At 72.8% G+C, this 14,753-nt stretch carries 13 protein-coding genes; 7 read left to right on the top strand and 6 right to left on the bottom strand.

What is annotated here, in order from left to right; translation table 11 throughout:
* Positions 1-162: 162 nt before the first annotated feature.
* From AC5P1B_RS00225 to AC5P1B_RS00215, 3 genes are read left to right on the top strand one after another with little or no spacing between them, the layout of a single operon-like run.
* Positions 163-915, top strand: a complete 753-nt coding sequence (locus AC5P1B_RS00225) for a (Fe-S)-binding protein (protein ID WP_493884051.1) — start codon at positions 163-165, stop codon at positions 913-915.
* Complete coding sequence (locus AC5P1B_RS00220; protein ID WP_493884050.1) at positions 912-2,414, top strand: lactate utilization protein B; 1,503 nt, start codon at positions 912-914, stop codon at positions 2,412-2,414. Before AC5P1B_RS00225 ends, AC5P1B_RS00220 begins: the two co-directional genes overlap by 4 nt.
* Complete coding sequence (locus AC5P1B_RS00215) at positions 2,411-3,097, top strand: LutC/YkgG family protein (RefSeq protein WP_493884049.1); 687 nt, start codon at positions 2,411-2,413, stop codon at positions 3,095-3,097. Before AC5P1B_RS00220 ends, AC5P1B_RS00215 begins: the two co-directional genes overlap by 4 nt.
* Here AC5P1B_RS00215 and AC5P1B_RS00210 read toward each other — a convergent pair.
* Together AC5P1B_RS00210 and AC5P1B_RS00205 are read right to left on the bottom strand one after the other, a co-directional pair.
* The gene (locus tag AC5P1B_RS00210) at positions 3,089-4,474 is read right to left on the bottom strand and encodes an amidase (RefSeq protein WP_493884048.1); all 1,386 of its coding nucleotides are present in this window, start codon (positions 4,472-4,474) and stop codon (positions 3,089-3,091) included. The two genes, AC5P1B_RS00215 and AC5P1B_RS00210, sit on opposite strands and share 9 nt — an antisense overlap.
* A gap of 165 nt (positions 4,475-4,639) precedes the next feature.
* Positions 4,640-5,119 (bottom strand): ankyrin repeat domain-containing protein, encoded by a 480-nt coding sequence (locus AC5P1B_RS00205; protein WP_493884047.1) that lies wholly within the window; start codon positions 5,117-5,119, stop codon positions 4,640-4,642.
* A gap of 216 nt (positions 5,120-5,335) precedes the next feature.
* Here AC5P1B_RS00205 and AC5P1B_RS00200 point away from each other — a divergent pair, with 216 nt between their 5' ends.
* A complete protein-coding gene (locus AC5P1B_RS00200; protein ID WP_493884046.1) occupies positions 5,336-5,530 on the top strand; it encodes a hypothetical protein in 195 nt (64 codons plus the stop codon).
* A 38-nt stretch (positions 5,531-5,568) separates the two neighbouring features.
* The gene (locus tag AC5P1B_RS00195) at positions 5,569-7,350 is read left to right on the top strand and encodes a hypothetical protein (RefSeq protein ID WP_493884045.1); all 1,782 of its coding nucleotides are present in this window, start codon (positions 5,569-5,571) and stop codon (positions 7,348-7,350) included.
* Positions 7,351-7,455: 105 nt separating this feature from the next.
* On the opposite strand, the gene AC5P1B_RS00190 is transcribed toward AC5P1B_RS00195, so the two are convergent.
* The gene (locus AC5P1B_RS00190) at positions 7,456-8,961 is read right to left on the bottom strand and encodes an SCO1417 family PLP biosynthesis transcription factor (RefSeq protein WP_493884044.1); all 1,506 of its coding nucleotides are present in this window, start codon (positions 8,959-8,961) and stop codon (positions 7,456-7,458) included.
* A gap of 153 nt (positions 8,962-9,114) precedes the next feature.
* Between AC5P1B_RS00190 and yczE the strand changes: the two genes are divergently transcribed.
* Entirely contained in the window at positions 9,115-9,882 is a 768-nt protein-coding gene (yczE, locus tag AC5P1B_RS00185) for a membrane protein YczE (RefSeq protein WP_493884043.1), read from the top strand.
* Between the two features lie 257 nt (positions 9,883-10,139).
* Positions 10,140-10,514: an RNA polymerase-binding protein RbpA gene (locus AC5P1B_RS00180; protein WP_493884042.1), complete on the top strand. Its 375-nt coding sequence runs from the start codon at positions 10,140-10,142 to the stop codon at positions 10,512-10,514.
* Positions 10,515-10,719: 205 nt separating this feature from the next.
* On the opposite strand, the gene fxsA is transcribed toward AC5P1B_RS00180, so the two are convergent.
* From fxsA to lnt, 3 genes are read right to left on the bottom strand one after another with little or no spacing between them, the layout of a single operon-like run.
* Positions 10,720-11,313, bottom strand: a complete 594-nt coding sequence (gene fxsA / locus AC5P1B_RS00175) for an FxsA family membrane protein (RefSeq protein ID WP_493884041.1) — start codon at positions 11,311-11,313, stop codon at positions 10,720-10,722.
* Between the two features lie 3 nt (positions 11,314-11,316).
* Positions 11,317-12,108, bottom strand: a complete 792-nt coding sequence (locus AC5P1B_RS00170; protein WP_493884040.1) for a polyprenol monophosphomannose synthase — start codon at positions 12,106-12,108, stop codon at positions 11,317-11,319.
* The gene (gene lnt, locus AC5P1B_RS00165) at positions 12,105-13,895 is read right to left on the bottom strand and encodes an apolipoprotein N-acyltransferase (protein WP_493884471.1); all 1,791 of its coding nucleotides are present in this window, start codon (positions 13,893-13,895) and stop codon (positions 12,105-12,107) included. Before lnt ends, AC5P1B_RS00170 begins: the two co-directional genes overlap by 4 nt.
* Positions 13,896-14,753 lie beyond the last annotated feature (858 nt).

Genomic DNA, 14,753 nt, shown 5'->3' with positions numbered 1-14,753 from the left:
CGCGTCCGGGCCCACCGGCGGGACCGAGCGGGCGGCGGCGTTCCGCCGCACTTCACAGCCGTCAGGCACTGCGGCAGTATGGCCCGGCGAACGATCACCCGCCGGGACCGGCCGACGGGAGGCCGCCGTCTCCAGCGCCATCGGCGGCCAGAAGGAGCAGCCGTGCGCGTAGCCCTCTTCGTCACCTGCGTCAACGACACTCTCTATCCGCGCACCGGGCAGGCCGTCGTCACCCTGCTCGAACGCCTCGGCGTCGAGGTCGGCTTCCCCGCCGACCAGTCGTGCTGCGGCCAGCCCCAGTACAACACCGGCTACCGGCACGAGACGGAACCCCTGGTCCGCCGCTACGCCCGCGTCTTTCGCGACTACGACCACATCGTCACCCCCTCCGGGTCCTGCGCGGCGATGGTGCGGGACAACTACCCGCGTATCGGGGCGCGGGCCGCGGCCGAGGGACGCGGCACGGCGCTCGCCGAAGCGGCGGCGGGCGCCGTGCCGAAGACGTATGAGCTGACGGAGTTCCTGGTGGACGTGCTGGGCGTCACCGATGTCGGCGCCTACTACCCGCACCGCGTCACCTATCACCCCACCTGCCACGGGCTGCGCCTGCTCCGGCTCGGCGACCGGCCGCGCACGCTGCTCCAGCACGTCAAGGGGCTGGAACTCGTGGAACTTGAGGGAGCGGAGGAGTGCTGCGGCTTCGGCGGCACGTTCGCCGTCAAGAACGCCGCCGTATCGGCCGCCATGGGCGCCGACAAGGCCCGTGCCATCACTGCCACCGGAGCCGACGCCGTGTGCACGGTGGACAACTCCTGCCAGCTGCACATCGGCGGCACCCTGACCCGGCAGGGCTCGCCCGTCCGCCCCGTCCACCTCGCTGAGATCCTCGCCGGAACGGAGGCAGACCCACGATGACCAGCACCTACCTGGGCATGCCCGGGACCGCCCCGCCCGCTCCGCCCTTTCCCGTGGCCGCCGTCAGCTCCACCGCTGACGCCCAGCTCCGCGCGAACCTGCGGCACGCCACCCACACCATCCGCGCCAGGCGCGCCGCGGCCGTCGCCGAGCTGGACGACTGGGCCGAGCTGCGCGCCGCCGGGGCCGCGATCAAGGACCGGACGCTCCACCACCTCGACCACTACCTGGAGCAGGCCGAGGCGGCGGTCACGGCGGCCGGTGGCCAGGTGCACTGGGCCGCCGACGCGGCCGAGGCGAACGCGATCGTCACCCGCCTGGTCCGCGAGACGGGCGAACGCGAGGTCGTGAAGGTCAAGTCGATGGCCACTCAGGAGATCGGCCTGAACGAGGCGCTCGCGGACGCGGGGATCACCGCGTACGAGACCGACCTCGCCGAACTCATCGTGCAGCTCGGTGACGATCTTCCCTCCCACATCCTGGTGCCCGCCATCCACCGCAACCGCACCGAGATCCGCGACATCTTCCGCGCGAACATGGCCCGCTGGGGCCGCCCGGCGCCCGAAGGGCTCACCGACTCCCCGGCGGAGCTCGCCGAGGCGGCGCGGCTGCACCTGCGGGAGAAGTTCCTCACCGCCAAGGTCGGCGTCTCCGGCGCCAACTTCCTCGTCGCGGAGACCGGCACCCTCGTCGTCGTGGAGTCCGAGGGCAACGGGCGGATGTGCCTGACGCTGCCCGAGACCCTGATCTCCGTGGTCGGCATCGAGAAGGTCATCCCCAGCTGGCGGGACCTGGAGGTCTTCCTCCAGTTGCTGCCCCGGTCCTCCACGGCCGAGCGGATGAACCCGTACACCTCGATGTGGACCGGCACCTCCGACGGGGACGGCCCGCGGACCTTCCACCTCGTCCTCCTCGACAACGGCCGCACCGACGCCCTCGCCGACCAGATCGGACGCCAGGCCCTGCGCTGCATTCGCTGCTCCGCCTGCCTGAACGTCTGCCCCGTGTACGAGCGGGCCGGCGGCCACGCGTACGGCTCGGCCTACCCGGGGCCGATCGGCGCCATCCTCACCCCGCAGCTGCGGGGCACGGCCGGCGCGCTGGACGCCTCGCTGCCGTACGCGTCCTCGCTGTGCGGCGCGTGCTACGAAGTCTGCCCGGTCGCCATCGACATCCCCGAGATCCTGGTACGGCTGCGGGAACGGGTCGTCGAGGGCGGTGAGGTGACGCTGCGCGGCACCAGGACCGTGATCAAGCCCGCCAAGGGCCACGCGGCGGAGCGCGCGGCGATGCGTGCCGCCCGTTGGGCCTTCGAGCACCCGCGCGCGCTGCGCACCGGGCAGCGGCTGGCCGCCCGCACCCGCCGCCTTCATCCCCAGCGGCTGCCGGGCCCAGGGCGCGCGTGGTCCGACACGCGGGCGCTTCCCGAGGTGCCGCCCGAGTCCTTCCGGGACTGGTGGCAGCGCACCCGTGGCGAAGGAGAGGCGAAGGCGAAGTGAGCAGCCGGGAGCGGGTGCTGGGGCGAGTACGCCGGGCGCTGGCCGATGTGCCGCGCGGTGAGAGGTCCGCGGGCCCGGCGACGGCGGAGACCGTCATCCGGGACTATCACCGCGTGCACGGCACGCGTACGGCGGCCGAGCGGACCGGGCTGCTCGCGGACAACCTCGCCGACTACCGTGCCCGTGTGCACCATACGGACGAGGCCGGGCTGCCTGACCTCGTCGCGCGGCTGCTCGACGCGCGGGGCGCGCGCAGCGTCGTCGTTCCCCCGCGGTTGCCCGCCGCGTGGCTGGCCGCGAGCACGGCCGAACGCGTCCCTGACGCGGCGGACGCGTCCGCCGCGGATCTCGACGCGGTGGACAGTGTCGTCACCGGGTGCGCGGTGGCCATCGCCGAGACCGGCACGGTCGTCCTCGACGCCGGACCCGACCAGGGCCGGCGCCGGATCACCCTCATCCCCGACCATCACATCTGCGTGGTGTTCGCCCCCGGCCAGGTGGTGGACTCCGTACCGCAGGCGCTCGAACGCCTCGATCCGGGGCGGCCGTTGACATGGATCTCCGGTCCTTCGGCGACCAGCGACATCGAGCTGGACCGGGTGGAGGGCGTACACGGCCCGCGTGCGCTCGATGTCATCCTCGTCGCGTCCGCGTCCGCGTCGGCTCCCGCCCCGTCAGCGTGAGCGGGTGACGCCGCCCGTCGCTCCCGGCGCTCCGGCGGTACGGACGAAGCCCGCGGCGCAGACCTTCTCGATCGCGGGCGCCCAGCTCAGCAGCCGCTCGTCAGCACCGCTCGCCGCCACGCACTGCGAGCCGAGCGGCAGGCCGCGCGAGCGCCCGGCGGGCAGGGTGAGCGACGGCAGCCCGGCGTAGCTCCAGGGCAGGCACATGACCGGGTCGCCGGTGGTGCCGAGTCCCCGGGGCGCGGGGCCGGTCGCCGCCGGGGTGATCCACAGATCGATGCCCTCGCCGGACAGGGCGGCCGCCATGCGGGCGCGGAACCGTTCCCGGTCGGCGAGCGCCCGCGCGTAGGCGGCGTCCGTCACCGCCTGCCCCTCCCGGATCGCCGCGGCCGTCTGCTCCTGGTAGAGGTCGCAGAAGCGCGGGAACCACTCGGCGTGGGTGCGGGCGACCTCGTAGCGGTTGATGGTGTGCTGCTGGGCGGCGATCTCGTCGAAGTCCGGCAGGAACGGGACCTGGAGCACGGTGAAGCCCGCCTGGCGCAGCCGCTCCGTCCACGCCGTGAACGCCTCCAGCGCTGTCTTTCCGGCGCGGGAGAGATACGGGCCGACGGGGACGCCGAGGACGGGCAGCGTGGCTGTCCCCGGAGCCCGGGAAAGGTCGTCGGCGGCGCCGTCCGTACGCCAGTCGTCGCACAGCACCGGGGCCGCGTGGGCCACCCCCGCCACGTCGGCGGCGAAGACGCCCACCGTGTCCAGGGTGGGCGCGTTGGGGATGACGCCGTCCACCGGGACCCGGCCGTGGGTGGGCTTGAAGCCGGTCACGCCGCAGTAGGCGGCGGGGCGGATCACCGATCCGTCCGTCTGCGTGCCGATGGCCAGCGGCACCAGGCCCGCGGCGACGGCCGCCGCCGAACCGCTGCTCGACCCGCCGGGGGTGTGGCCGAGGTGGTGCGGGTTACGGGTGTGGCCGGGGGCCGCGCAGGCGAACTCGGCCGTGACCGTCTTGCCCGCCACCAGCGCACCGGCCGCGCGCAGCCTGCCGACCACCGTCGCCTGATGCCCCGTCAACTCTGTTGCCGGAAGCGCCGACCCCGCACCGGTGGGCAAGCCGTCGGCGTGCACGATGTCCTTGACGCCGACCGGCACGCCGTACAGCGCCGGACGGTCGTTCCGCGACGCCCACCGCGCGCGGACCGCCTCCGCCTCGGCCCGCAGCCGCCCGCGCCGGCCGGGTTCCGGCACGAAGGCCCGTACGCGCTGGTCCACCGCGTCGATCAGGTCGCAGGCGCGCTCCGCGTGCGCGGCGATGTCCAGCTCCCCGGAGCGCAGCGAGGCGAGTTCGGGGGCCAGCGGACGGTGCGCGGTCAGCTCTCCCATGACGGACAGGCTAAGTCCGCGACCACGGGAGTACGCCGGGAAATCCCCGTGAGAACTCCGGGATTCGGGGAGTCCCCAGCGGGCGGGAACCCTCAACTCCCGGGCCCCTCAGCTCAGGAGACTCCCCGCTCCGGCCTCGCGTTCCGGACCGCGCCTCCGGACCTCTCACTCCGAGGTGAACAGCCCCAGCAGGTCCTGCCGCCCGAAGACCTGGGCGGCCTCGATGGCCGACGGGGTGCCGGCGGAGGGGTCGGCGCCCTCGGCGATCAGCAGCCTGACCACCTCGTCCTCCCCCTTGAACACCGCACCCGCCAGCGGGGTCTGGCCCTTGTCGTTGGGGCGGTCCGGGTCGGCGCCGCGCCGCAGCAGCGCCTCCACGGCGGCGGCGTGGCCGTGGTAGGCGGCCAACATGATCAGTGAATCGCCGCGGTCATTGGTGAGGTTGGCGGGGACACCGGCGTCCACGTACGCGGCGAGCGTGTCCGTGTCGCCGTGTCGGGCGAGGTCGAAGACCTTCGCCGCCAGCTGGAGCACCTCGGGGTCGTGCGCGGGCTCCGCCGCCGCGTCCGGAGCCGCCTGTGCGGTGCGCCGCTCCTGCGGCGTGCCCGGCTGACCCTGGCCGCCCTGTGCGCCGTGTTCGGTCATGAATTCCGTCCTCCGTCTTCCTTCGATCGATGCCCTTGGACCACGCGCGTGACCCACGAGTGCCCTGCCCGCGCCGCCCCACCCTACGGATCGATCATGACGTGCGCCTGGGTGATTCCACTGACAAATCACCCATTTGCGACTTTCGCGCTATTGGACTTTCTGTGAGGCTTAACGCACTCACGGTGATCGTCCCCACCAACCAGGAGAACCGTCATGATCCTCTCCATCTCCGGAGTCGTTCTGCTTGGCGTCATCGCTTTTCTGTTCTTCCGCAAAGACGGCCTGAAGGCGTCGCATTTCGTCGTCTGCGCGCTCTTCGGCTTCTATCTGGCCGGAACAGCCATCGCCCCGAGCATCCAGGCGGGCGGTGCCAGCCTGGCCAACCTGCTGGGCGGCATCAAGGTCTGATCCGTCCCGCAGCCCACCGCCATCCCCAGGAGACCGACGTGGCCCGCCTCCCGCTCCCCCGCGTCCTGACCGACAGCCCCACCGTGGTCCGCGGCCGCGAGTACGCGCGAACCGCCATCGACAGTGCCAGCGACGTCCTGCACCCGCTGCTCACCGTCACGCGCGGACTGCGCGCTCTCGCTGCCGCCGGGCTGCGGAAGTGGGCACAGACGCCCAAGGAACGGCGCGGTCCCACGCTGTTCCTCACGGCGGCCTGTGTGCTGGCCGTCGCGATGGCGCCCTACGGTCCGCTGCTCGCACTGATCGGGCTGATGGCCGCGGCGGCGTGGGCCGGACGCGACCGCGCACCGGCGGACAACGAGCTGGACGGACCCGCGGCGGAGCGGCTGCGGACCCTCTACGACGCGCTCGTGCCGTACTTCGCCACCACGGACGACCCCGAACCGCTCTACGCCTACGCGGGAGACTGGGAGGAGGCGTTCGAGGAGTACGAGTTCGACGACACCGGGCGGCTGAGCCGCCTGGTGCTGCGCTACCCCGCGTACTTCCCCGACGGGGAGGCCGACGCGCGCGCCCGCGTCGAGCGGCTGGTCTCAGTGAAGTCCGGGCGCGACCGGGAGTACCTCTTCCGCTGGGATGAGGAGGCCAACCGGCTGGAGCTCAGCGTGCTCCCCGCGCTCCCCACCACCATCTGCGCCCAGCGCTTCGTCACCACCCCGGGCGAAACGGTGCTGGGCTTCACCGACCCGGCAGCGGTCCAGCGGACCCTGCCCGTGACGGACCCCGAGGGCGGGCCGACACGGGACGCGCCACCGGTCGTGTGGCGCACCGGGTCCCGGTCCACCGAGCCGCATCTGCTGGCGGTCGGCCAGCCGGGCAGCGGCACCACGACGCTGCTGCGCTCGCTCGCGCTCCAGGCGCTGCCCCACTCCGACATGCTGGTGATCGACGGCGGCGGCACCAGCGGGTACGCCTGCCTCGCGGGCCGTGCGGGGGTGTTCGCTGTGGAGTGCGGGCTCGCCGGCGCGCTGACCGCCCTGGAGTGGGCGGCCCACGAGACCGAACGGCGGCTGCTCTGCGCCAACCGCGCCCGCCAGTACGGGCAGAGCGTGCCGGCGGATGTCCGTCGCCCGTTGTGGATCGTGCTCGACCAGCCTGCCGCGCTCAGCCATCTGGCCACCGCCGACGGCCGCCCCGACCCCCAGGAACTGCTGCGTGTCCCGCTGCGCCACGGGCGACTCGCGAACGTCACCGTCGCCATCGCCGAGCAGCTGGACAGCCTGGACGCGCTGAGCGACTACGTCAGGTCCCACACCCGGGCCCGCGTGGTGCTCGGGCCCGTCGCGTACGAGCACGTGCAGGCAGCCCTCGGCGCGCCGCCGCCCACCTCACCGACCCCCCGGGTGCCGCCGGGCCGCGGATACGCGCGGCTCGGCAACGGCCAGGTCCACCGGCTCCAGGTGCCGGCCACCCCCGACCCGTACGACGACGCGGCCAGCGAGGCGCAGCGCCGGGCAGTGCTGGCCCTGCTGCCCGAACGGACCCTGCCGGGCGGGCCCGCCCAGAGCCACGGCGGCCAGCCGACCGGCACCCAGGCGCCCGGCGACCCGGGGACCGGAACGCCGGCGCCCGCGGCGCACGTCCGCGGCGCACGGCGGCCGGAGCCACCGGACGGCGGCGCTCCGGGGCCACTCGATGCCCGGATGGGCAATCCGGGCCAGGGCGCCGGGGCGGGCGCGCCGGGCGGTGTGGGCGTCCTGGCCGGGCGGTCCGCCGCGCAGGCCGACGGGGACGGCTCGCTCCCCGCCCACGCGACGTAACACGGGCCTGCCCACGCGACGTCACGCGGGGAAGGCGGGCATCGCGCTCCGCGCCGGACGGCCCCTGCTCCAGGGCGCGGTCACACGACGCGTACTCCGGGGCGGTTACGCGACGAACGACCGTGGGGCGTCCGCGTCGGCGCTCGCGCCGGAGGCCACCAGCCGGGCGGCGGAGGCGAGCCGGCCTGCCGCTTCGTCGGCGAGGGCGCCGGCGACGGTGAACGGCAGCCGGACGAAGCCCTCGAAGGCCCCGTCGATGCCGAACCGCGTTCCCGAGGGGACCCGCACCCCCAGCCGCTCCCCCACCTCGGCGATCCGCGAACCCGAGAGCCCGCCGGTACGGGTCCACAACGTGAGCCCGCCATGCGGAGTGGTGAACTCCCAGTCGGGCAGGTGCCGCCGGACGGCGGCGACGAGGGAGTCGCGGTTGTCCCTGGCCTGGGCGCGCCGGATGGCGACGGCCTCATCCCAGCCGCCGCCTTCGAGCAGCCAGGTCACGGCGAGCTGGTCCAGGACGGGCGTGCCGATGTCGGCGTAGGCGCGCGCGGTCACGAGGCTTCGGATGACGTCGGGAGCCGCACGCACCCAGCCGATGCGCAGCCCGGCCCAGAACGCCTTGCTCGCCGAACCCACGGTGATGATGGCGTTGCCCGCGGGGTCGAACGTGCTGACCGGGCGCGGAAGTTCGACGTCAGGGTCGAGGAGCAGATCGGACATGGTCTCGTCGACGACGAGGATCGTGCCGGCCGAGCGGGCGGCGTCGACGAGGGCGCGGCGCTGCTCCTCCGAGGCGAGCGCCCCGGTGGGGTTGTGGAAGTCGGCGACGACGTACGCCATCCGGGGTGCGGCGTCCCGCAGCACCTGCCGCCAGCCGGGGATGTCCCAGCCACCGAGGCCGTCGGCCATGGCGACGGGCACCAGCCGGGTACCGGCCTCCCGCATGAGCTGGAGCACGTTGGCGTACGAGGGTGACTCGACGGCGACGCGCTCCCCGGGGCGCACGAGGAGGCGGCAGATCGCGGCGACCGCCCCCATCGCGCCGGTGGTGACCATGATCTGTTCGGGCATGGTGGGGATGCCGCGCGCGGTGTACCGGTCGGCGAGGGCCTGCCGCATGGCGGGCAGCCCGGCCGGATAGTCGCCATGCGTGTGGGCGTAGGGAGGCAGGGCCTCCATCGCCCCGCCGACCGCGCGCGTCAGCCAGGGCTCGGGCGCGGGGAGCGCCGCGCAGCCGAGGTCGATCACCGAACCCGCGGCCTCGGGCGGCAGCGGATGCAGCCCGCGCGAGGGCAGCGGGTTGCCCGCGGGCACGGCGGTCCAGCTGCCCGAGCCCCGGCGTGAGGCGAGGAAGCCCTCACCGCGCAGCGCCTCGTACGCGGCGGCGACCGTGGTGCGGCTGACGGCGAGGGCGGCGGCGAGTTCGCGTTCAGCGGGAACACGGGCGGCGACGGGAAGCCGGCCTTCGAGGATGAGCAGCCGCATGCCGTCGGCGAGGGCGCGGTACGCGGGCACGCGACGGCCGGACGCCTTGGCCGGAAAGTCACTGGTGTGCTGCGACCCGAGGAGCCGCGCAAGCTGCGGAGCGCCCACAGCCGAGGTCCACTGACTCATGATCTTCAGTCCACCTTTCCGGGATTGGCCCTGGAATTGGACCACCCACAAGCCACAGAGTGTCACAGGGCAGGCCACTGTTACCACTTTCCCACCGTGGCGCTGCTGTCACTTTTCTGCCGTCACCGTCCGGTTTCCGCTGTCACCGTCCGGATGACCGATCGCGAGGAGCGCGCTGTGTCCAGATCGAGGGGGGCTTACCTCACCCGCCGTCTCACTCAGTTGTATGTGGGGCTGGTGCTGTACGGGGTGAGCATGGGACTTCAGTTGCGTGCGGGACTCGGGCTCGACCCCTGGGATGTCTTCCATCAGGGCGTCGCCGAGCGCACGGGCCTGTCGATCGGGACGGTGGTGATCCTGGCGGGCGTCGCGGTGCTGATGCTGTGGATTCCGCTGCGGCAGCGGCCCGGGCTCGGCACGGTGTCGAACGTGGTCGTGCTCGGGCTGGTGATGGACGCGACGCTCGCGCTGGTGCCCGACCAGCGGGCGATGGCCGTGCGCATACCACTGCTGCTGTTCGCGATCGTGCTGAACGGCGTGGCGACCGGGCTCTACATCTCGGCGCGCTTCGGGCCGGGCCCACGCGACGGCCTGATGACCGGGCTGCACCGGCGCACGGGCCGCTCAGTGCGCCTGGTGCGGACGGGGATCGAGGTGACGGTGCTGGCCACCGGGTTCGCGATGGGCGGTTCCATCGGCGTCGGCACGGTGCTCTACGCGGTCGCGATCGGCCCGCTCTCCCAGTTCTTCCTGCGCGTCTTCGCGATCAGGGAGCCCGCCGACGAGGCGGCCGCCGAGAAGACCACCGGGACACCGGCAACCTCTGAGCCCTCCGGCGCGTCCAGGATAGGAGAGGGCGCACGGGGGTACGAGACCCCTGAAGCCACGGCCGTCGGGGGACCAAATTCGGACCGGATTTAGATTCGGCGCGTGTGGGCGAGTAGTGTACGCCCTTGGCCTACCAGGCGGACCGTTACTGCGCGCTAAAGAACCAAGAACGCTGGGTGACATCTACTGCCAGATGTGACAAACCGGGCGCCGGTGGGTAGAACAACGGGGCGGCACGACGGGCGACGCATGTCCCTCTATGGGAATCTTCACCGCCGACCGGACGTTGAACGAATGACGACGACAGCGACACATGTCCTGTGGGCGACAAAGCCCGGGAGGCACGATTCATGAGTGAGCGAGCTCTCCGCGGCACGCGACTCGTGGTGACCAGCTACGAGACCGACCGCGGCATCGATCTGGCCCCGCGCCAGGCGGTGGAGTACGCATGCCAGAACGGGCATCGATTTGAGATGCCTTTCTCGGTAGAGGCGGAGATTCCGCCGGAGTGGGAGTGCAAGGCGTGCGGCGCCCAGGCACTCCTGGTGGACGGCGATGGGCCTGAGGAGAAGAAGGGCAAGCCCGCGCGCACGCATTGGGACATGCTCATGGAGCGACGCACGCGCGAGGAGCTGGAGGAAGTGCTGGCCGAACGGCTGGCGGTCCTGCGCTCCGGCGCCATGAACATCGCGGTGCATCCGCGGGACACCCGCAAGTCCGCCTGACGGCGAAGCGGTAACAAGCGGTACACAGAGGGCCGGGGCCACTGCTCAGCAGTGGCCCCGGCCCTCTGTCGTATGGCGCTGTCGTATGGCGGTCTGCTCGCGGTCTGCTGTCGTATGCCGTTCGCGGTCTGTCGTCTGCGATGTTGTTCCCGGAACACCCGGCGCTCTGGCCCGGCCCCGCCGCGCGGCGGGGCCGCGGCCGGTCTCAGCGCGGCAGTGGCGGGTCCTGGCGGCCCGGACCCTCGTCGCCGGGACGCGAGCCCGGCGTGGGCGGCTCATCATCGTGGATGACCTCGCCCTGCACGACCTTGCCGCCCGGCCGACGCGTGCGGGCCTGCTGGAACGCGTCACCCAGGGAACCGGGGCCGTACCCCATGCGCCGCGAGAGGGAGCGTTCGGCCCGGCGGCTGAGCAGCGCCCGGGTCGGCGGGAAGACGCAGACCAGGGCGAGCACGTCGGAGACAAGACCGGGAAGCATGAACAGCAGCCCGCCGAGCATGACCAGGCTGTTTCCGACACCCGCCGTGGGGTCCTGGTCGGCGCCGCCCCCACCGGGCTGGAGCCCGGCGGTGAGGGTCCGCCAGGCCCGGCGGCCCGCCCGCTTGATCACGTAACCGCCGAGCACGGCACCGGCCACCAGCAATGCCAGGACGGTGAACACACCCGCCGCGTCGGCGACGACGACGAGCAGCCAGATCTCCAGGACCAGCCACGCCGCGATGGCCAGCGGGACGTACCCGCGGGCACGCGAGCGGCCCTGCGGACGGGGATTCGAGGAGTGCGGTGCGCCGAAGGTCATGTCTTAAGTGTGCCTGCGACCCATGATGCGGTTCACCCGGGAGCCCACACCCCAGGCGGTGACCCGCCACAGCGCCTCGGCGACGATGTCGCGGCTCATCTTGCTGTCGCCCAGCTCCCGCTCGACAAAGGTGATGGGCACCTCCACCACGTGGTAACCCGCCTTGATCGCGCGCCAGGCCAGATCCACCTGGAAGCAGTAGCCCTGTGAGGCGACGGCGTCCATGCCAAGACCCTCCAGGGTCTCCTTGCGGAAGGCACGGAAGCCGCCGGTGACATCGCGGATCGGGACGTCGAGCAGCAGCCGGGAGTACGTGCTGCCGCCCCGGGAGAGGATCTCGCGGGACTTGGGCCAGTTCACGACCCTGCCGCCGGGCACCCAGCGCGAGCCGAGGACGAGGTCGGCACCGCCGAGCGCGGTGAGCAGCCGGGGCAGTTCCTCCGGCTGGTGGGAGCCGTCGGCGTCCATCTCGACCAGGACGCCGTAGTCGTGCTCGATGCCCCAGCGGAAGCCCGCCAGGTAGGCCGCGCCCAGCCCCTCCTTGCCCTTGCGGTGCAGGGCGTGCACGTGGTCGTCGTCGGCGGAGATCTCATCGACGATCTTGCCGGTGCCGTCGGGGCTGTTGTCGTCGGCGACGAGCACATGCGCCTCGGGGACGGCTTCCCGTACCCGCGTGACGATCGGCTTGATGTTCTCCGCCTCGTTGTAGGTCGGAATGATCACCAAGGTCTTGCCGAGCGGACCGTACTTCCTCCCCTGTGTCCCGCCACGGGCAACCTCAACGCCGTCGTTCACTGCATCCCCTTCTCGTCCGTACGTCCTCGCCGTGCCACCATGATCGCAGCGGCGCAGGACAGAACTCCCACCATAGCGAGCACCCACTCGGGCGCCGCGCCGACGTGGTCGGCGACGGTGGTGTCATCGCGCAGGGGAATTCGCGCGCTCAGCACGTCCTGAGTGAATTCCTTGGTGCGCTGCTCAATGGTCCCATCGGGCGCGACCACAGCGCTAATCCCGCTCGGGGCGGCGGTGACGATGGCGCGGCCGTGCTCGATGGCCCGCAGCTTGGACATCACGAGCTGCTGTTCGGGCTGGCCACTGCGGCCGTACGTGGCGTTGTTCGTCTGGATGACCAGCGCGCGGGCCCCGGCGTTGACCGTGTCCCGCACGATCTCGTCGTACGCCACCTCGAAGCAGATCACGTCACCGAGCTTGGCCGGGCCGACCTGCAGGACACCGGTGTGGTCGCCCGGGTAGAAGTCGCGCGGCACACGCTGGAGCCGGGTGACGACCTTGCTGAGCTGGTCACGGAAGGGCACGTACTCGCCGAAGGGCACGGGGTGCTGCTTGGTGTACGAGGCGCCGGGGCCGGTCTCGGGGTCCCAGACGATGCCCTGGTTCTCGACGTAGCCCTCCTTGGTGGGGTGGTCCACGAGCGCCCCGACCAGCACGGGGACGTCGATCGCCTTGACGGCCTCGTCGATGCGCGCGTACGCCTCGCGGTACTGGTAGGGGTCCAGGTCAGAGGCGTTTTCCGGCCAGATCACCAGGTCGGGTTTGGGCTTGTCGCCCTCCTTCACCTCCTTGGCCAGTCGCAGCGTGGCCTCGACATGGTTGTTGAGGATCTTCATGGGGCGGCCGAGGAAGTCCATGCCCGGCTGCTGGACGTTGCCCTGGACGACCGCGATGTCGACGGTGTCGTCGGCGTCGGTGGGCACCGGCACCAGGTACCCGGCCAGCAGCACGGCTCCGGCGAGCGCCATCGATTCCACGGCGGGCAGCGCGGAGCGCAGCAGCCGCGGCCCGCTGACCTGGCGACCGACGTCCGTGGCGGCGGGCGCGGGCGCCTCTGCCGTACGGGCCTCCGGCTCTCCCTCGGCCGTGCCACCGGCCGCACCGCCAGCGAGGGCGTACAGCCGCCAGGCGGCGAGGACGGTGGCGCCGAGGAGGCCGCCGGTCAGCGCGACGGCGAAGGTGACCAGCGGCGCGCCACCCAGCGCGGCGAGCGGGACGAACGGCGAGCCCGTGTTGGCGAACGCCAGCCGGCCCCAGGGGAAGCCGCCGAAGGGGAGGCGGTCCCTGGCCCACTCCTCGGCGACCCACAGGCACGCCGCCCACAGCGGCCACGCGGGAAGCCGGGAGATGAGGGCGAGCCCGGCGCCGAGCGGGAGAAAGAACAGGGACTCGGCGAGCGAAAGGCCGATCACCGCGTCCCAGCCGACGACATCCAGCCACTTCAGCAGCAGCACGAAGAAAGGCAGCCCGAAGGCGAACCCGGTCCAGGCGCCCTGCCGGGCGGTCCTGCCCCAGGTGAGCAGCGACAGCGCGGCCACGGCGACGAGCGACAGCGGCCACACGTCGTACGGCGGGAAGGCGCAGCCGAGGGCGAGCCCGCTCGCCGCGGCCAGCGCGCTGCGGCACCACTCCCGGCGCCCCAGCCGCGTCAGCCGCCGCCACCGGGAAACCCGCTGGGCGGAAGCGCCCTCGGGGCTCTGAGGGCTCTGGGTGCCCTTGGGGGCGGGCTCGTCGGGCGTCGCCGCGGTGTCGTCCGCACGCGCGCCTTCCGGCTCTGCGGTGGCCACGCTGTCGGGCCGCTCGTTCGCGGCGGACGGCTCGGCGGTGGCCACGGGCTCGGCGCCGGCGGGCCCGGTCAGTGGGTCCGCCGGGGGGCCGGCCAGTGGGTCGGCTGCCTGGCCGCCGGCAGCGGCTCCAGCGGAGGTGTCGGAACCCGGGTGCAACGTCGCGGCCTTCCTGAAGTTTGTGCGGTGGTGAAGTGACCGTATACCGGGCGGGGGTGGGGGTGGGTCTGGGGTACGCGAACGCTTGCCGCTCGGCGGGGGGTGGGTGGGGCTTGGCGCCCTTGGGTGGGGGCCTGGGCTTTCCGTTTCGCCCTTCGGGCGGAGGTGTCCTCAATCGCCGGACGGGCTTGATTTCGCGGGCCGGCTCGTTTTGGTTCGCGTGGGGGTGTCCTCAAACGCCGGACGGGCTTGATTTCGCCGGGCGAGCTGGTTTGCCGGAGCGGCGTGTATGTGCCGGAGCCGCTGGATTTCCGGGCGGGCTCGTTCTGCTTCGGGGCGCAGTGTCCCCAAGCGCCGGACGGGCTGGAGTTTGCCGGGCGAGCCTTTTGCCGGGCGGGCTTGTGTAGCGGAGGGGCTCGACTCGCCGGGCGGGCTTGGCTCGCGGGGTTGTGGCCCGTGGGGCGTCAGCGGGATCAGGCGGGGCGGGCCTCCGCGGGCGGGTGGGCGGCGTATGCCGCGCTGCGCGGTGGGTCGTGGGTGGTGCGGATAGGGGCCCGTCGCCCTTCGGGCCGACCTGGGGCCCGCTGGCTGCGGGTCGACCGAAAGCCGTTGTCTACTGAGCGTCCGGGCCCCACCCGGGTCGCACCTGCCGGCCTGGGGGACTCCTCCCCCGCCCCCGTGCGCTGGACCTGGCTCCCAGTG

The organism is Streptomyces sp. A01, assembly GCF_059026195.1.
This window is presented reverse-complemented; position numbering and strand designations above follow the sequence as displayed.